At 43.9% G+C, this 17,293-nt stretch carries 23 protein-coding genes; 6 read left to right on the forward strand and 17 right to left on the reverse strand.

What is annotated here, in order from left to right:
* Positions 1–2: 2 nt before the first annotated feature.
* The 8 genes from J7E32_RS09830 to J7E32_RS09865 all read right to left on the reverse strand — a co-directional run bounded on the left by J7E32_RS09830 (position 3) and on the right by J7E32_RS09865 (position 6,882).
* Complete coding sequence (locus J7E32_RS09830) at positions 3–827, reverse strand: purine-nucleoside phosphorylase (RefSeq protein WP_214906842.1); 825 nt, start codon at positions 825–827, stop codon at positions 3–5.
* Positions 828–839: 12 nt separating this feature from the next.
* On the reverse strand, positions 840–2,021 hold the full coding sequence (gene deoB / locus J7E32_RS09835; protein ID WP_214906844.1) for a phosphopentomutase: 1,182 nt from the start codon (positions 2,019–2,021) through the stop codon (positions 840–842).
* Positions 2,022–2,275: 254 nt separating this feature from the next.
* On the reverse strand, positions 2,276–3,169 hold the full coding sequence (gene xerD / locus J7E32_RS09840; RefSeq protein ID WP_214906846.1) for a site-specific tyrosine recombinase XerD: 894 nt from the start codon (positions 3,167–3,169) through the stop codon (positions 2,276–2,278).
* Between the two features lie 5 nt (positions 3,170–3,174).
* Positions 3,175–3,402 (reverse strand): YqzK family protein, encoded by a 228-nt coding sequence (locus J7E32_RS09845; protein ID WP_214906848.1) that lies wholly within the window; start codon positions 3,400–3,402, stop codon positions 3,175–3,177.
* Between the two features lie 247 nt (positions 3,403–3,649).
* Positions 3,650–4,108: a ferric iron uptake transcriptional regulator gene (gene fur / locus J7E32_RS09850; protein WP_041965288.1), complete on the reverse strand. Its 459-nt coding sequence runs from the start codon at positions 4,106–4,108 to the stop codon at positions 3,650–3,652.
* 115 nt (positions 4,109–4,223) lie between these two features.
* Positions 4,224–4,865 carry a stage II sporulation protein M gene (spoIIM, locus tag J7E32_RS09855; protein ID WP_214906850.1) on the reverse strand — a complete coding sequence of 214 codons (642 nt, stop codon included), beginning with the start codon at positions 4,863–4,865 and terminating at the stop codon, positions 4,224–4,226.
* A gap of 301 nt (positions 4,866–5,166) precedes the next feature.
* Positions 5,167–6,330: an endonuclease Q family protein gene (locus tag J7E32_RS09860; protein ID WP_214906852.1), complete on the reverse strand. Its 1,164-nt coding sequence runs from the start codon at positions 6,328–6,330 to the stop codon at positions 5,167–5,169.
* Positions 6,331–6,882 carry an NUDIX hydrolase gene (locus J7E32_RS09865; RefSeq protein ID WP_214906854.1) on the reverse strand — a complete coding sequence of 184 codons (552 nt, stop codon included), beginning with the start codon at positions 6,880–6,882 and terminating at the stop codon, positions 6,331–6,333. It abuts the gene before it with no gap.
* A gap of 75 nt (positions 6,883–6,957) precedes the next feature.
* On the opposite strand from J7E32_RS09865, the gene mciZ reads away from it, so the two are divergent.
* Entirely contained in the window at positions 6,958–7,104 is a 147-nt protein-coding gene (gene mciZ / locus J7E32_RS09870) for a Z-ring formation inhibitor MciZ (protein WP_214906856.1), read from the forward strand.
* 59 nt (positions 7,105–7,163) lie between these two features.
* Positions 7,164–8,075, forward strand: a complete 912-nt coding sequence (locus J7E32_RS09875) for an aldo/keto reductase (protein WP_214906858.1) — start codon at positions 7,164–7,166, stop codon at positions 8,073–8,075.
* An 88-nt stretch (positions 8,076–8,163) separates the two neighbouring features.
* Here J7E32_RS09875 and J7E32_RS09880 read toward each other — a convergent pair whose 3' ends face one another.
* The 6 genes from J7E32_RS09880 to J7E32_RS09905 form a co-directional block, all read right to left on the reverse strand.
* Positions 8,164–8,898, reverse strand: coding sequence for a hypothetical protein (locus tag J7E32_RS09880; protein WP_214906860.1), 735 nt, complete (start codon positions 8,896–8,898; stop codon positions 8,164–8,166).
* Between the two features lie 60 nt (positions 8,899–8,958).
* Positions 8,959–9,486, reverse strand: a complete 528-nt coding sequence (locus J7E32_RS09885; RefSeq protein ID WP_214906862.1) for a GrpB family protein — start codon at positions 9,484–9,486, stop codon at positions 8,959–8,961.
* Entirely contained in the window at positions 9,483–9,734 is a 252-nt protein-coding gene (locus J7E32_RS09890) for a YqkE family protein (protein WP_214906864.1), read from the reverse strand. The genes J7E32_RS09885 and J7E32_RS09890 overlap by 4 nt, the downstream gene beginning before the upstream one ends.
* Before the next feature lie 348 nt (positions 9,735–10,082).
* Positions 10,083–10,751 carry a 3-oxoacid CoA-transferase subunit B gene (locus J7E32_RS09895; protein WP_214906867.1) on the reverse strand — a complete coding sequence of 223 codons (669 nt, stop codon included), beginning with the start codon at positions 10,749–10,751 and terminating at the stop codon, positions 10,083–10,085.
* 29 nt (positions 10,752–10,780) lie between these two features.
* Entirely contained in the window at positions 10,781–11,470 is a 690-nt protein-coding gene (locus J7E32_RS09900) for a CoA transferase subunit A (RefSeq protein ID WP_214907117.1), read from the reverse strand.
* A gap of 80 nt (positions 11,471–11,550) precedes the next feature.
* Positions 11,551–12,738 (reverse strand): acetyl-CoA C-acetyltransferase, encoded by a 1,188-nt coding sequence (locus J7E32_RS09905; RefSeq protein ID WP_214906869.1) that lies wholly within the window; start codon positions 12,736–12,738, stop codon positions 11,551–11,553.
* Between the two features lie 150 nt (positions 12,739–12,888).
* Here J7E32_RS09905 and J7E32_RS09910 point away from each other — a divergent pair, with 150 nt between their 5' ends.
* The 3 genes from J7E32_RS09910 to J7E32_RS09915 all read left to right on the forward strand — a co-directional run bounded on the left by J7E32_RS09910 (position 12,889) and on the right by J7E32_RS09915 (position 15,043).
* On the forward strand, positions 12,889–13,791 hold the full coding sequence (locus J7E32_RS09910) for a hydroxymethylglutaryl-CoA lyase (protein ID WP_214906871.1): 903 nt from the start codon (positions 12,889–12,891) through the stop codon (positions 13,789–13,791).
* A gap of 73 nt (positions 13,792–13,864) precedes the next feature.
* Positions 13,865–13,996, forward strand: a complete 132-nt coding sequence (locus J7E32_RS22850; RefSeq protein WP_264190911.1) for a hypothetical protein — start codon at positions 13,865–13,867, stop codon at positions 13,994–13,996.
* A gap of 93 nt (positions 13,997–14,089) precedes the next feature.
* Positions 14,090–15,043, forward strand: a complete 954-nt coding sequence (locus J7E32_RS09915; protein ID WP_214906873.1) for an alpha/beta hydrolase — start codon at positions 14,090–14,092, stop codon at positions 15,041–15,043.
* A gap of 470 nt (positions 15,044–15,513) precedes the next feature.
* On the opposite strand, the gene J7E32_RS09920 is transcribed toward J7E32_RS09915, so the two are convergent.
* On the reverse strand, positions 15,514–16,059 hold the full coding sequence (locus J7E32_RS09920; protein WP_214906875.1) for a hypothetical protein: 546 nt from the start codon (positions 16,057–16,059) through the stop codon (positions 15,514–15,516).
* 85 nt (positions 16,060–16,144) lie between these two features.
* Positions 16,145–16,474 (reverse strand): iron-sulfur cluster biosynthesis family protein, encoded by a 330-nt coding sequence (locus J7E32_RS09925; RefSeq protein ID WP_214906877.1) that lies wholly within the window; start codon positions 16,472–16,474, stop codon positions 16,145–16,147.
* Positions 16,475–16,615: 141 nt separating this feature from the next.
* Here J7E32_RS09925 and J7E32_RS09930 point away from each other — a divergent pair, with 141 nt between their 5' ends.
* Entirely contained in the window at positions 16,616–16,840 is a 225-nt protein-coding gene (locus J7E32_RS09930; RefSeq protein WP_404809850.1) for a CDGSH iron-sulfur domain-containing protein, read from the forward strand.
* Between the two features lie 98 nt (positions 16,841–16,938).
* Here J7E32_RS09930 and J7E32_RS09935 read toward each other — a convergent pair whose 3' ends face one another.
* Positions 16,939–17,277: a YolD-like family protein gene (locus tag J7E32_RS09935; protein ID WP_214906881.1), complete on the reverse strand. Its 339-nt coding sequence runs from the start codon at positions 17,275–17,277 to the stop codon at positions 16,939–16,941.
* Positions 17,278–17,293: the final 16 nt, after the last annotated feature.

Consider the following 17,293-nt stretch of genomic DNA (forward strand, 5'->3'; position numbering starts at 1 on the left):
GATTACTGATTTCCTAACGTTTTTACAATTTCATTTACTAGTAAAAGGAAGCTAGACTTCACCTTTTCAGTCGTTTCGATTACCTCATCATGGCTTAACGGCTGGTCCAGGATCCCAGCTGCCATATTTGAGATACAAGAAATACCGAGCACTTCAAGTCCTGAATGTCTCGCAACGATGACTTCTGGTACTGTGGACATTCCGACTGCATCTCCGCCCATTGTACGGATCATCCTTACTTCTGCAGGTGTTTCGTAAACTGGTCCAGGATTTCCGACATATACTCCCTCTTTAATCGTCAATTTGTTCTTGTCAGCAACCTCTTTCGCAATCCCTCTTAAATTCTTTGAATATGCTTCACTCATATCCGGGAAGCGCACGCCGAAACGTGAATCGTTTGGCCCAATAAGCGGATTTGTTCCCATATTGTTGATATGGTCTGTAATGATCATCAAGTCGCCTGGCTCAAAGCTTTCATTCACACCGCCGGCTGCGTTCGTAACGATCAGTTTAGCAATTCCAAGTTCTTTCATAACTCGAACCGGGAAGGTAACTTTATCCATACTGTAGCCTTCATAATAATGGAAACGCCCTTGCATCACGATTACTTCCACACCGCTGAGCTGTCCGCAAACCAGCTGACCTGCGTGGCCTTCTACAGTGGAAACCGGGAATCCCGGGATTTCGTTATAAGGAATCTTAACCTGGTTTTCAATATCTTCAGCAAGAACACCAAGCCCAGAACCGAGAATCAATCCGATTTTCGGCTGCTCCTTAAGCTTGTCATTGATAAAAGATACTGCATTTTGAATTTGATTGTAATCCATAAAATCCTCTCCTTATTTTAATTCCTTCAGGAAGCTTGTTCCGTGTTCAGGCATTTTCACATTAAAGTTTTCCGCAACAGTAGCACCAATGTCAGCAAATGTTTTACGGACAGGCAGTTCTTTTCCTTCATTCATTCCCTTTGAGTAAACGAGGAGCGGCACGTATTCACGTGTATGGTCTGTTCCGTAATGAACCGGATCATTTCCGTGGTCAGCCGTAATGATGAGAAGGTCATCCTCTTTCAATTTCTCAAATACCTCAGGAAGGCGGGCATCATATTCTTCCAGTGCCTTACCATAGCCTTCCGGATCGCGACGATGTCCGAATAAAGCATCAAAATCAACAAGATTCAGGAAGCTTAATCCTGTAAAATCCTGATCCAACGTTTGGAGCAATTTATCCATTCCGTCCATATTTGACACTGTACGAAGAGATTCTGTCACGCCTTCACCGTCATAGATATCCGAGATTTTACCGATCGCCAGTACATCAAGGCCTGAATCCTTCAATTCATTCATAACTGTTCTGCCAAATGGCTTCAGCGCATAGTCATGGCGGTTGGATGTACGTTTGAAGTCCCCTGGTTCACCGGTAAATGGTCTTGCGATGACTCTTCCGACCATGTATTTTTCATCAAGTGTCAATTCCCTTGCAATTTTACAAATATCATAAAGCTCTTCAATAGGAACGATTTCTTCATGCGCAGCGATTTGCAGAACCGAGTCAGCAGATGTATAGACGATTAACGCCCCTGTCTTCATATGCTCTTCGCCAAGCTCGACAAGGATTTCTGTTCCGCTTGCCGGTTTGTTGCCGATGACCTTCCTGCCAGTACGTGATTCTAGCTCAGATATCAACTCATCCGGGAACCCATCAGGAAACACCTGGAATGGCGTTTGGATATTCAAGCCCATAATCTCCCAGTGGCCAGTCATTGTATCTTTGCCATTAGAAGCTTCTTCCATCTTTGTATAAAAGGCCATTGGCTTTTCTGCAGGTGCGATACCTTTGATTTCCTCAATATTGCTGAGACCGAGCTTTCCCATGTTAGGCATATTCAATCCGTTCATTTTTTCTCCGATATGCCCTAATGTATTGGAACCTTTATCTCCAAACTTTTCCGCGTCTGGGGCTTCTCCAATCCCGACTGAATCCATAACGACTAAAAATACTCTTTTATATGTATTCGACATTCCTTCTCCTCCTTAAAAGTGTGAATGCGTTACAACCTTTTTTACAATTTTATGATACCCTTTTTTATTTCAGTTAATCGAATGCTTGCGTTTACATTTGTCAGAAGTCTGACATCTCCATTGTACTAAATAAAAATAAAAACACAAGAAAAAAAGCCGACTTTTAGCCGGCCTTTTATGACAATTCTATGAAACTACTAACCTATTGAGAAAACATGCTGCTATGTAACCCCCAGGTGCATAGAAGCAGACAGTTATGCACGAGGATGGAACTTTGTATAAACGTCCTTTAACCTCGTCTTCGTTACATGCGTATAAATTTGGGTCGTCGAGATGTCCGCATGGCCGAGCATTTCTTGCACAGCGCGAAGGTCGGCCCCATTTTCAAGCAGATGGGTGGCAAATGAATGGCGCATTGTGTGCGGAGTCAATTCTTTTTCAATACCCGCTTCTGTCGCAAGGCGCTTGAGGATCTTCCAAAAGCCCTGCCGTGATAGACCTTTTCCATGGTGATTCAAAAACAAAGAGTCATCCTTATGTTTTTTGGATACCAGTTTTGGCCTGCCCTTTTCCAGGTATTGCTCGATTGCATCAGAAGCTGTCTTGCCAATAGGGATGATCCTTTCCTTGCTGCCTTTTCCCATGCAGCGGACAAACCCCATTGTCAGATGGACATCAGATAACGTTAGGCCAATCAGCTCACTCACCCGGATACCCGTAGCATACATCATTTCCAGCATTGCCTTATCACGATAGCCAAAATGGTCTGTCAGCTTCGGGCTGTCGAGAAGGGTCTCGACCTCTTCCATGCTCAACACCTTTGGCAAGGATCGTTCATGCTGTGGACTCTCAATGTGCACAGTTGGATCATGGTCAACGGCCTTTTCTCGCAGCAGGAAATGATGGAAAGCCCTGATCGAGGCAATATGTCTTGCCAATGTTTTTGATGATTTGCCGGCGTCTTTCAAATGACCCAGAAAATGAACAATCTGCGGACGCTGCACGCCATTTAAGTCTCCAAGCTGTTCAACATTCTTCAGATATGTGATATAACTATTCAAATCTCGTTTATAGGACACAATTGTGTTCTTTGAAAGTCCCTTTTCAACAACTAAAAAGTGGATAAAGTCATCGAGCCTATCTTCCATGTTTATTACTCCCCATTCAGATAAAACAGTATCAGCCTTTCAAGCATACTTCCTTTTTCTTCGTCAAAAGTACCTGACACCTTTATGGCTGCTCCCTCTGGCGCGTCATATCGATGATAGCTTTCATACTCTTCGTTAATCCACATGATACCATAATAAAATAAGATTGTGCATCCAGTGAATAATATAAACACCTTAAAGGTGTGCATGACCAAACCGAACCAAGATTTCATTTTTCTTGCCTCCAACTCGACACGTAGAACAATCGATTCCGTCTTTTTTTAAAGGCTCAGTTAACAAGGCTGTAGATTTTTAAAATTAATTTATAACAGAGCCATAATCAAAGTTGTCTCATGTTCTATTCGACTTTACTTAATTACTAATCTGTATGCCAATTTGGACAAGAATTATACCTGATCCTGGTGCAAATCTAATAGAAAAATAAAAAACCCTTTCTCCATTGGAAAAAGGGTCTTGGGATCATTCAGTTTCAGCCGGTTCTTTTTCCTGGCATCTATGGCAAATACCATGGAAAGTCAAACGGTGGTCCTTAATTTTAAATTTCCAGTCTCTTTCAACGATCTCTTCAACATCTTCAAGAAGGTCGTCCTGGATTTCATCCACTGCTCCGCATTCGATGCAGACTAGATGGTGGTGGAAATGGGCAGCGCCTTCCTGGCGGAGATCGTAACGGGATACACCATCTCCAAAGTTGATTTTATCAACAATTTTCAGTTCAGTCAGCAGTTCAAGTGTCCGGTATACTGTTGCCAAACCGATTTCAGGAGATTTCTCTTTGACAAGCAAATAAACATCTTCCGCACTCAAGTGGTCTTCTTCATGTTCAAGCAAGACGCGAACGGTAGCTTCACGCTGCGGCGTTAATTTATAGCTGGACGAATGCAGCTGTTTCTTGATTCTCTCAATTCTGTTTTCCATTTCGATAACTCTCACTCCCCCGCCACTGTTCTTATATTATACCAGAAGGGTAATGAGATTCAAAATAAAATTATTACAAATAAGAAACAATAGTCATTATCATTTAAAAATATTTTTAATTAATTGAGTTAATTACCGCCTTCAAAAGGGCCGGTGATAAATATGCCTCGACCCCCGCAGCTACCGCCAGAAATACGAGTGCAGCGACAAAAGAAAAAATATATCTAAAGAACTGCGGCATAATTGGCTGGTTGATTTTCTTCATGAACTGATTTCTGATCATTTTCATTGAAAAAGTCACCGCCATTGCTGCTGTAATAATGAATACTGGTATAATGATGAAGTTTTGCGGCAGGATGGAAACAAAGGATAACAGAAATCCGTCCCATTGCATTTGGTTGACAAGAAAGCCTACTGTGAAGCCAACAACCATTCCTTTCATGAAAAGGAGAATCAGTATGACGGGCAGTCCTATGATGGAAACTCCGAGAATCCAGATTAGCCCGATGAATTTTCCATTGTGCAAAAAGCTTTGCAAAAACAAATCCTTTCCGTCTGCTACTTTTCCGGAAGCAGCCTGGCCAAAAAACTGCGATAAATAATAGAATAAATCCTCTTTTTGAGTGAAGCTGAGGCTGTTCACGATTACGGCCCCAAAAATGACCCCCATCAAAAACAGGACAATGACAAAAAGATAGATTGAGGAATATTCTCTTAAATGGGTTACTGCGACGTCCTGGTACCTTCGTTTCTTCATCTCTTTTCCTCCTGCATATTGGTTACTATCATCATATGCAGGGACAAGGAGTCTATGACTGCAAACCTTCTATTTCTAACTTAATAGGAACAAAAAGCGTAAGCGCCTCGTTCAGCCCCGACAAGCGCTGGAGGGCCGACCGGTGAAGTCGTTCTTTGACTTCATTGGGCGGACCGAAGCGACTCGAGGGGCTAGGCGCTGAAGCTAGATTAGAAAGACTACATCTAATTATCCACAACTAAAAATTTTATAATAATTTCCTAAAAGAAAACAAAAATCCGGCCTCATGGACCGGATTAATTTAATCTGATATTTTACCGTATTTGCCGCCCCCGCCTGCGTAAAAGGAGAGTTGCCCTGTTCTTGCTCTATCTATGGTTAGAGCTGTTTTTTCAGGAATGACCTGTTTCAAAGAATCGAGCGGCACGGAATGTAGGACGGCCATTTCTGTACCGAAATGATCCATCAGCTTTTCTAGCATTTTCGGTCCAAGGCCTGGAATGAACTCGAGGGGCACCTGGTGGATATAAGGCGGCCTTTCTTCCAGATTTCCTTCTGAGGACTTTAATTCCTGGATTCTGTCAGCAACACCTTTTACCTTTTTGAAAGATCCGCATTCAGAGCACGCTTGATCATATGCTGGATTATATGCCATGCATTCTGCACAGACTGTACGGTGATACTTTCCAAGCTGCGGATCCAGGCCATAATTCGCTTTGATACCCCGGCCTTCTATTTGTTTTAACGCAAGTCCCAGCTCACGAAAAGATGGCTCAGCCATTTCAATTTTCTGGTATTCTCTCGCAATTTTTGCAAGGGAGTGGGCATCGGAATTTGTAACAAACGGAAAACGGTGAAGCTCTGCCAGCTGGTCTGCCATATTCGTATCCGAGCTTAAGCCTAATTCAATCCCATCAATCAGGTCTGCATCAAAAACTTCTGAAAGAGAATCTTTGACTCCTTTTCCGTATAAGCTTTTGAAGGGTGTAAATACATGAGCAGGAATAAAGATACCCCCCAGTTCTTTAACCTTCTTTTGCAAGACACGGCCAGAAACATAAACTCTCTGGGAGCTTAGGTGAATATTTTTCAAATGGTTCTCCAGCCAGCTTGAAAAAATCCTCATTCTTTGCAAACTTGGAAGATAGCATAGCACATGGATGGGACCCCGGGTGCTTTCATCATTGATTTCAAGCTCTGAGCCAAGGATGACACTCATCCCGCCATAATTCAAACCACCTTCAGGATGTTCCACTAACTCACCCGCAGTAAGCAAATCTTCCATTTCTTCAAGAACTTCAGGTGAATGGCTGTCAATGACCCCAATCATATTCAACCCTTTATAGTCCCTTGCGTGCCGGATGATATTGCTGAATGTCAGAGATTTTGCTCCGGTGATTTTAACAGCTCGGCCTGATTTCGTCCTGCCTATATGAATGTGAAGATCTACGAAGTATTCCTGCATCTACTTACCCAATACCTCATGCAATTGCATATGCTGTACTGCATATGCTGTTTTTGCGTCGAGAATCTTTTGTTCTTTCACAAGCTGGATCGCCTCTTCTAGAGTAATCTCCATCAGGTTAACAAATTCATCCTCATCTGCTGCTGCCGGGTTAGCTTTTTTAGTTAATCCTGTTGCTTTATATACATGAATGATTTCATCTGCGAAACCTGGGGACGTGTAGAAGGAAATCAGCCATTCCAATTTAGCGCATTCATAGCCTGTCTCTTCCTCAAGCTCGCGGGCAGCACAAATTTCTGGCTTCTCGCCTGCCTCAAGCTTTCCTGCCGGGATTTCGACAATCGTCCTTTCTAGAGCCTTCCGATATTGTTCGACCATGACGATTTTATGATCAGCTGTTACCGGAATGACCGCGACCGCTCCTGGGTGCTTGACGATCTCCCTTTTTGACGTTTTTCCATTCGGCAATTCTACATCGTCTACCTGCAGGCTGATGACCTTACCTGTAAAAATCTTCTCCGATTTCAACGTTTTTTCTTCAAGAGATTTCATACATGTCCACTCCTGTTCTAATCACATATTAGATTCTCATACATTTTATCATACTTATCTGAAAGGAGCAGACGCATGAAAATATACGTTCATGGCCGTGGATTCACTCTTGCCGGCAAGGCGTGGGAAGTCAAGCGTATTTTAAAGGAGTATGGCAAAAAGCATGAGCTTGTAAAAGATTGGGTTGAGACAGTCAATCAGCCGATACGCCGTCCAGAATAGTTGAATACTCTTCTTTTTTTCCGTTAAGATGGAATCAACATTGGAACGGAGTGATTTTAATGAAAAAACGGAAACTGGGTACATCTGATTTGTTGGTCAGTGAAATTGGCCTTGGCTGCATGTCGCTTGGTACAGATTATTCAAAGGCACAAGATGTGGTCGAAGCTGCCCTCGAAGAAGGGATCAACTACTTTGATACTGCTGATTTGTATGACTTCGGGGAGAATGAAAAGATAGTCGGACAAGTCCTGAAGAACGTCAGGGAGGATGTCGTCATCGCTACAAAGGCTGGCAACCGCTGGACAGCTGCCAAAGACAGCTGGACCTGGGATCCTTCAAAGGCTTATATAAAAGAAGCTGTCAAGCAAAGCTTGAAAAGACTGAATACCGATTACATTGACCTTTATCAGCTGCATGGCGGCACAATCGAAGATAATATTGATGAAACAATCGACGCCTTTGAAGAATTAAAAGATGAAGGCTATATCAAATATTATGGAATCTCGTCCATCAGGCCGAATGTCATTCGTGAATATGCGCAAAAATCAAACATTGTTTCTGTTATGATGCAATACAGCATACTTGACCGCCGTCCTGAAGAAGAGGTGCTGCCGCTCCTTCATGATAAAAATATCAGTGTAGTAACGAGAGGCACGGTAGCTAAAGGCCTGCTTAGTGACAAAATGCTCGAGAAAGCATCTCCTAAAGGGTATCTAGATTACAGCTATGAAGATTTGGAAGAGGTCCTTCCTTTATTGAAAGAGAAGCTTGCTTTAACTAGATCCCTTGCAGAAGTTGCTATCCAGTATAATTTAGCACACCCTGCAGTAGCTTCTGTTGTAGCAGGGGCTAGCACACCTGAACAAATCAGGGAAAATGCCAGAGCTGCGAGTTCCGCTTTCCTGCCTCCAGAGGAAATCGATTTAATAAAAGCTATTACGAAAGCAAATAAATACGACCAGCACAGATAAGAGCCAAAAAAGGAACACATTCGCTATTCATGCGAATGTGTTCCTTTTTTTCGTATGACTATTTAACCCAGACGATTCCACTTTAAATTTATCCCAGCATCAACAAGAGTGTATAACCTGCGAGTCCAGCGGCAAAGGCCCAAAAGTTACTCTCCCTTTCCTCCGGGAGCTCCTCTTTCATTACATTTAAAATGACGCCTCCTGCCAGCAGGGCAAAAAGCACGGCAATAATGTTTTCACTCACTTTCCAGGTGATGCCGATTGCCCAGCCTGCCAATATGGCGGCAGCAAGAAGCCACCTTCCTGTTCGATCATATAATTCCTTGTGCGCCTCCCTAAGCGCATGATCGCTGGTGATGAAATGGACGGCAAGTGCGATAAAATAAAAGACCAGCCCCGTTACCGTTTCCTGTTCTCCATGAAGCAGCAAATATCCTATCAAACTGTTATAAAGGAAAAATGAGAAGATATGAATCCAAAACACACCCTTGGAAGCCCGATCCAGGTTATTTTCCTCTTGCTGTTTTTTCTTTGAGGTTTTTACCATCCGTTCTAGCCCATAAAAAATAGCCAAACCAATCATCGCTACAATATATGTATGGTTTTCGAAGAACTCCAGTGCACCAGATTGGAAATTCCTGTCGAGGACCTGGTTATGTTTATTCAGCTCAGGTAGCAGGTGGATGAATACATATGATACAGAAATACCTCCTGCAGCTGAAAGCAGTCTGCTTCGAGGTACATTATCGAGGAAAGGTAAATATCTTGAAAATAAATGGATTGAAACGAATCCGGCCGCCAATATGAAAGTAATAAGTAACAATGCTTTGCTCCTTTGCTTTTTTTACCTAATTGCCCTTTAGCACAAGAAGCAAAACATTTGTTATTTGACCGGCCTCCATTCCATCGCTTTTTGTTCAATCTCTTTCACAGTCGGAGATTTTTCAGCTATGTAGGAATCGATGTCGAATTCATATTTCCGGGCAGCTTTTTCTTTTACATCAGCGTATTTGCTGGCTTCCTGAGGATGAGACCTTAAGTAATCACGGAATACAAGATGCCTGTATAATTGGCGGCTGCCTTTTTCAAAAGAGTGCAAATGGACTTTGCGTATCCCGTTTTCATCATGTTTTTGAAAATAGCGCCGCCCCGGGATGCCATTCTCCCCCTTCGCCTCATAGCCAGCAGCCTCTATGGCAGGTGTTGCCTTTTCAACTTGCTCAAGTCTGTCAGCTGCTAACATGATGTCTATGATCGGCTTGGCGCTAAGGCCGGGGACAGATGTACTGCCGATATGGTAGACTTCAACTTCTATCGGTAAAAAGATGGACTCAAGAAGCTGCTTCTCATATTCAAAAAGCGTTTTCCACTCAGGATTATATGGAACTACTTCCACTCTTCTACGGATCATTTGAATTTCTTCCAATCCATGTCGCTTTCGGTGAGCAATTCTTCAAACGATTTGTTTTTCTCCCTCAAACGCTTCTCTTCCTTCTTGCGCTCCAATTCAGCCTGCTTTTTCTTCTCTTCTTCTTCCTTTAATTGTTGTTGCTGATCTTTTAGCTTTTGCATGATATCCTGGTTCAGGAGATCGCCCAGTGTTGCTGGCTTTTCCTCCTTCTTTACTTGTTTCTGCTGGCGTTTTTGTTTCTTTTTCATTGTCGATCCCTCGGTTCTATGTTTTTGATAACTTGATTTAAATTCTCAGAGCCCTATTTTGGATGGTTAAACTAGTCTGTTGATTTCCGTTCCAGTCGCTTCGCTTTCCGCGGGGCTGGCGCTGAGCCTCCTCGTCGCTTTGCTCCTGCGGGGTCTCACCTGACCAGCTAAGCCCGCAGGAGTCTACGCGCCTTCCACTCCAATCAACAGGGCTTATAAAATATAAATTAAATTTACTACAAACACTTGTGATGAAATTATACCATCGGATGCTAACAATTAAAATTTTTCTGAGTTTGCTGCTCTTTAAAGCAAAAGGAACGCCTTTTTAAGGACGTTCCCGTTTTATCAATATGCGTCTAAGACGACTGAGTCGTCTACCTGGAGTTCAGGTTCCGTTGATTTGATGACATCGTCGACTGTGTAACCGGAAGCTACTTCAACCAGCTTCAGCCCGAAAGGTGTTACGTCTATGACAGCCATATCTGTGATGATCCGGTTGACAACACCTTTTCCTGTCAATGGAAGGCTGCATTCTTTAAGGATTTTCGCATCACCACTCTTGTTCACATGCTCCATGATGACGATGATTTTTTGTGCTCCGTGGACAAGGTCCATTGCACCGCCCATACCTTTGATCATCTTTCCTGGAATCATCCAGTTAGCAAGATCGCCGGCTTCAGAGACTTCCATTCCGCCAAGGATGGCGATATTGATGTGTCCTCCGCGGATCATTGCGAAAGACTCAGCCGAATCAAAATACGCAGCACCTGGAATTGCCGTAACTGTTTCTTTGCCTGCGTTGATCAAATCTGGATCGACGCTGTCCTCGGCTGGATAAGGTCCAATCCCAAGCAAGCCGTTTTCGGACTGAAGGACAACCTGCTTATCGTCGGAAATGAAATTTGCCACCAATGTCGGCATCCCGATGCCAAGGTTAACGTAAAAACCATTTTCGATTTCTTTTTCCGCCCGGCGCGCGATTTTTTCCCGGACATTCCCTTTATTTTTTATCATATGCCTTCTCCTTTCATGATCAGCCAGAGTTAACTTCTCACTGTCAGCCTTTCAATCCGTTTCTCCTGATTGCCCTCAATCAGTGTCTGGACATAAATGCTTGGAGTATGGATACTTTTCGGATCTAATTCTCCTACTTCATATAAATTCTCGACTTCGGCAATCGTTACCCTGCCGGCCGCTGCAATCATTGGATTGAAGTTCCTCGCCGTTTTATGATAAACAAGGTTCCCCATTTTATCGCCTTTCCAGGCACGGACGATGCTAAAATCCGCAGTCAGCGACTCTTCAAGGAGATACTCTTTGCCATTGAACATGCGGGTTTCTTTTCCTTCCGCGATCGGTGTTCCCACTCCTGCCGGCGTGTAGAAAGCTGGGATTCCTGCACCGCCTGCCCTGATTTTTTCAGCCAGGGTTCCTTGTGGAATCAATTCGACTTCGATTTCACCAGATAATACCTGTCTTTCGAACTCTTTATTTTCCCCAACATAGGAACCTACCATTTTCTTAATCTGCTTGTTCTTTAGCAGCAGTCCAAGTCCCCAATCGTCGACACCACAGTTATTTGAAATGACTGTCAGGTCTTTTACCCCTTTTTCAACAAGTGCCAGTATGGCATTTTCCGGGATTCCGCAGAGACCAAAGCCGCCAACCATCAAGGTTGCACCATCATGGATCCCAGTAACGGCATCTTGAAAGGATGTGCAAATTGTTTTCATCATTAATCCCCCTTTGACTATAGGTAGCACGGGCTAATGCCAGTGCAAGATTTCAAAAAAAAGTTAAAAGATTACTAGGTTTAAGCGAGCTCGACAACTGTCGCAACACCCTGTCCTCCGCCTATGCATAGGGTAGCAAGACCGGTCTTCGCATTACGGCGCTTCATTTCATGGATCAGTGTAACAAGGATCCTGGCTCCACTTGCCCCGATTGGATGGCCCAGCGCAATCGCACCGCCATTCACGTTCAGGATATCCTTGTTGAATTTCAGTTCACGATCAACAGCTAGTGACTGTGCTGCAAAAGCTTCATTTGCCTCGATCAGTTCCATCTCGTCCATAGTCATGCCTGCTTTATTCAAGGCTTTCTTGACTGCGTCAACTGGACCAATGCCCATGACGCTCGGATCAACACCAGCACTTGCGTTCGCCCTGATAACCACGAGTGGTTTCAGGCCAAGTTCTTCCGCCTTTGCCCGGCTCATGACAACAAGGGCTGCAGCTCCATCATTGATTCCTGACGCGTTCCCCGCTGTTACACTGCCATCCTTTTTGAATGCCGGACGCAAGCCGCCAAGCTTCTCCGCTGTTGTCCCTTTTTTCGGATACTCATCCGTATCAAAAACGACCGGATCACCTTTTCGCTGCGGAATTTCGATTGGAACGATTTCATCCATGAACTTGCCTTCTTCGATTGCTTTTGCTGCCTTTTCCTGGCTGGCTGCCGCAAATTCGTCCTGTTCTCCTCGTCCGATATCATAACGTGAGCATAGGTTTTCTGCTGTGACACCCATATGATAGTCATTGAAAGCACACGTGAGTCCGTCGGAAGTCATGCTGTCGACAAGCTTCTGGTCACCCATCTTAAAGCCGTCACGGGCGTTTTTCAATAAGTATGGAGCCTGGCTCATATTTTCCATTCCGCCAGCCACGACGACTTCCGCATCACCCGCTATGATGGCCTGCGCTGCCAGATGTACTGCCTTCAGGCCCGATCCGCACACCTTATTGATTGTCATAGAGGAAGCGCTTTCAGGAATGCCCGCCTTAATCGCTGCCTGTCTTGCAGGATTTTGCCCTAATCCAGCCTGAAGGACATTGCCCATGATGATTTCATCTACCTGACCGGGCTCAACGCCCGCCTGCTTCAATGCATCTTTAATTACCGCGGCACCTAGATCTGGTGCGGAAATATTCTTCAAACTGCCATTAAAGCTGCCAATTGCCGTTCTTACAGCAGCTACGATTACTGCTTCATTCTTGCTCAAACTGCTCACCCTTTCTCTGGTTCTCACATCTTATTTACTTCTATTGCTTTTAATAAAATCCCTTTTATTTTATCAAAATTTTATTTATTCTTGCATTTTTAAAAATATTCTATTTACAATTAAGATATCTTAAGAGGAGGGTTATATCAAATGCTGCAACTTCCCGAGAAGGTTGAAATAATTGAAGTTGGCCCGAGAGACGGGCTTCAAAATGAAAAGAATTTTGTTCCTACGGATGTAAAAAAAGCCTTTATCAGTTCCTTGAAGGATGCCGGAGTCAAAGAGATGGAACTCACTTCCTTCGTATCCCCAAAATGGGTGCCACAAATGGGCGATGCCGCAGAGATCGTTGCTGACTGCCTTGACAGCACCACCAGGAATATCGTCCTTGCTCCCAATAAAAAGGGAGTTGAACGAGTCTATATGACTGACTGCAAAGCGGTCGCTGTGTTCGTCGGAGTCAGCAATACCTTTAACCAAAAGAATATCAACAAATCGACAGCCGAGAGCCTTGCTGAGGTTCTGCCATTGATTGCAGAGCTTAAGTCGAAGGATTATTTTGTGCGTGCATGCATCTCAACTGCTTTTTATTGTCCTTATGAAGGCAAGATTGACGAAGGTGAAGTCCTTGCACTATGCGGTGAATTCGTTGAGGCTGGGGTCGATGAATTGAGCGTCGCAGATACGATCGGCATGGCGGCACCCCATGAATCCTATTCTTTATTTTCCAAATTGAAGGATGCCTACCCGGTTGTGCTGCTGACTGCGCATTTCCATGATACAAGAAAGCTGGCACTGTCGAATATTTTTGCCGCTCTCCAGGCAGGGATCACCCGGTTCGACACTTCTGCCGGCGGTCTGGGCGGATGCCCGTTCGCCCCAGGTGCTGCAGGCAACGCTGCTACGGAGGATGTCGTCTATATGCTTCACAGGATGGGAATTGACACCGGCGTCAGCCTTAAAAAAATGCTCAAGGCCATCGAGCTGATCCAGCCTCATATCTCAAGGCCGATTGAGAGCACCTATTTCAAGCTGAATTCTGTTACAGTTTAAACTTTTTGCATAAGCTTCCACTCTTGAATCCATCTTATTAGATGAGGTTATCTTGAAGAAGGGAGCATATTGCATGAGCCAAAAACGTGACAAAGGCTACAGCCAGCAAGGCAAGCCAAACGCAGATACAGTAAAACAGCAAATTGCCGCCGAGGATCTTGAAAAAGCGATTCACCCAACAAAGCGCCAAAATTCACAGCAATAAGATGTTGGACCGCCTGATTCGGCGGTCTTTTTAATGTTTGTACTACCAAGACTAATGGTAAAATAAAGAAAACGAATTATCGGAGGGTTGAGCTTGAGAAGAGCGTTCCGCGTGCTATTTTCTTTTTTGTTTGTCCTGACCTCACTCGGGGTTTTTATATCCAATAAAGTCATGTTCTTACGAAGGAAAGATGACGAAGAAATCTTCAATCGGGAAACGAAAGCTGGGCATCTCGTGCCTGATGAATATGATTTACTGCCCAAAACGGAAGTTACCATTCCTTCGTCCTTTGGTTACTCATTAAAGGCCGTCTTGGTTGAACCGCATGACACAAACCGTTATATCATCATTGCCCACGGGGTTACCCAGAGCAAGACGAATTCCGTGAAATATATGAACTTGTTTTTGAACAGGGGCTTCAATGCGGTTATCTACGACCACCGCCGCCATGGGGAGTCCGGCGGGAAGACCACCAGCTACGGATATTATGAAAAATTCGACCTGAAATCGGTGGTAGACTGGCTGAGGGATGTGAAAGGTCTAGATCTACTTCTTGGCATCCACGGGGAGTCAATGGGAGCCGCTACCCTGCTCCTTTATGCCGGCATGATTGAAGACGGAGCTGATTTTTATGTTGCAGATTGTCCATTCTCTGACTTCAGCGAACAGCTTGCTTACCGCATCAAAGAAGAGGTTAAATTTTTGCCGCCAAAACTATTGCTGCCAGTCGCCAGTATGTTCGTCCGCATCCGTGATAAATATTCTTTGAGTCAGGTATCTCCGATTGCAGTTATCGAAAATATTAAAAACCCGATCCTTTTCATCCATAGCCGCAAGGACGACTTCATTTTACCATCGATGACTGAAGCTTTGTTCGAACAAAAAAAAGGAGCGAAAAAATTATTCATGGCCGAAAATGGCCTCCATGCTCAATCCTACAGCGAAAACCGAGAACAATATGAAAAAGTGCTCGATGAATTTCTTGTTGAATACGGATTTGTTCAGGAACGGAATGCAGTTGACGATACTGTTGTTGTTGATCAGTAACGTTATGTCACCAATAGGCTATTGGTGACTGTTTTTATGATTACGCATAAATCTATCGGACACTTTTTTCTTTCCGGGCTTGAGATTGTCCGTTAGAGGTTTTCTATCGGACACTTTCCTTCTGATCCCGCTTCCGTATTTCCGATAGAGCCCTTCTATCGGACACTTTCCTTTTGGTCCCGCTTCTGTTTGTCCGATAGAGCCCTTCTATCGGACACTTTCCTTCTGGTCCCGCTTCCGTTTGTCCGATAGAGCCCTTTTATCGGACACTTTCCTTTTGGTCCCGCTTCTGTTTGTCCGATAGAGCCCTTCTATTGGACACTTTCCTTCTGGTCCCGCTTCTGTTTGTCCGATAGAGCCTTTCTATCGGACACTTTCCTTCTGGTCCCGCTTCTGTTTGTCCGATAGACCTTGTCACTTGTCCTTTGACAAAAAAAAAGATTGGCTCATCCCCGGACGAGCCAATCTTTTTACTGTTTTTTACCCTGACGATCGATTTCCTTGTCTGCGGCGTCCAGTGCCCTGACTTCTTTGTAATCGCCTATTGCGTAATAATAGCGTTCGTTTTCTTTTTCAAAGATTTCTATTTTGGTAAACTTGCCATCTGGTCCTGCGGCTTCGATGGTTTTGATATCAGGATTCACGACTTTCCCAAAAATCACGGGAATCTTCGTATCCAATGTTCCGTCTTCTTTAAAGGTTGTGAAAGTGTCGGCATACAGGATTATGAAATCATTTTTATAATAAGTCCAGTGGTTATGTCCCGCATTTTCCCAGCCTTCTTTTTCGCTGCCTTTGATATAGGCTGCTGCCAGTGCGTCGAATGTGTTTGAGCCTTCTTTTTGCTCTGTTGTGTATAAGATGAGCCATCCATCATCCACTTTTTCCTTGTGGACGATTTGTTTGATGTTGAACGGAATATCGTTTTGGATTGCTTCTCCTGCAGTCTTATAGGCGCACGATGACAGCACGAGCATGCACAATATCAATATGGCTGACCTCCACAATTTCCCCATCTTTCTCCCCTGCCTTCGCGTCAAACTTCTATGTATTTCTACATACCTCTCTCTTATTTAACCTTTTTTTCAATTTTTTGTAAACTCATAACTTCCTTTTATCATGGAAGCTCATTCTTGGATTCAGGTATTCATTCGGACTCTTTAATTGGAAACATCCTGCTGCATCCTTAAAATCGATCGTCATTTCTTCAGCAAAAAAGACTTCCTTGGCTTTTTCCATATAGATTGGAATTCCGCCTGTCTCTATCTTGTTTTCTTCCTCATAATGTTCGCTTTCAAACCAAAGGGCAGCTACCCCACTTACTGCACAGCCGCATCCATCTATATCATATTTCAATTTTAAATACCCTTGTTTTCCTGAAACCTTTTCTTGCAGTTTGTTTAACGCTGCTTCGGTGATTTTAATTTTCATGACTGCACTCCCTTTCCGATTTCCCATTTTACCATATGAAGACGTTTTTTTCGTTTTACAGCCCTTGGCCAATTTTAAAATAGTCTTGCAATTTCCCCGATTAACTTTTACTATCAAAGATAATTGTGACACTTGAAAGGGGTGCTTATTTTGTCAAAAGTAACAATAAAGGTGAATGATAATGGTTCATTAAGGATTTCCGGTGATGTTGAGCTGCTGGATGGTGCCGGCAATAAATATGAAACGAAGCCTGCGTTCTCGCTTTGCCGCTGTGGCATGAGCAAAAACATGCCGTTTTGCGATGCTTCGCATAAAGGGAAATTCGAATCAGTCGTGCGTGCACCGCAAGCTGATGAAACGGAATAATTTTTTGAGGGCAATGGGCAATCCCATTGCTCTTTTTATGGGGAACTTTCTGTTGACCTTTATTAAACAGGGTGACAGGGATTTTTCCAGTGAATCAACTACCACTCATCCGCAAGCCTTACATCAGCAATATGGGAAATCCCGATACGATGGATTTCTTCGAATCTGTCGACAATATGGAGCTTCTGCCCAAGCTCATTCCAATAATGGATTTTCCCGATCACCAATTCATATTTTCTTTGCCTGAAATAGGTGATGCTGAGCGGTCGGTTATACTCCATCGCTTCGAGGATTGTTTCGTTCAATAGTTCAAGCTGCTGTTCATCCAGCTGCTTTTCCTTTTCATATTCGTCCTCCTGTGCCCAGTCTCGCAGCATCTTGACATGCTCAGGAAGCATCATTGACGTCCATTTAATTCTTCCGCGGTCGCGAATCATCTTGCTCTCCTCCTTT

It is taken from the genome of Bacillus sp. ISL-55 (assembly GCF_018613155.1).
Taxonomy (GTDB): Bacteria; Bacillota; Bacilli; order Bacillales; family Cytobacillaceae; genus Mesobacillus.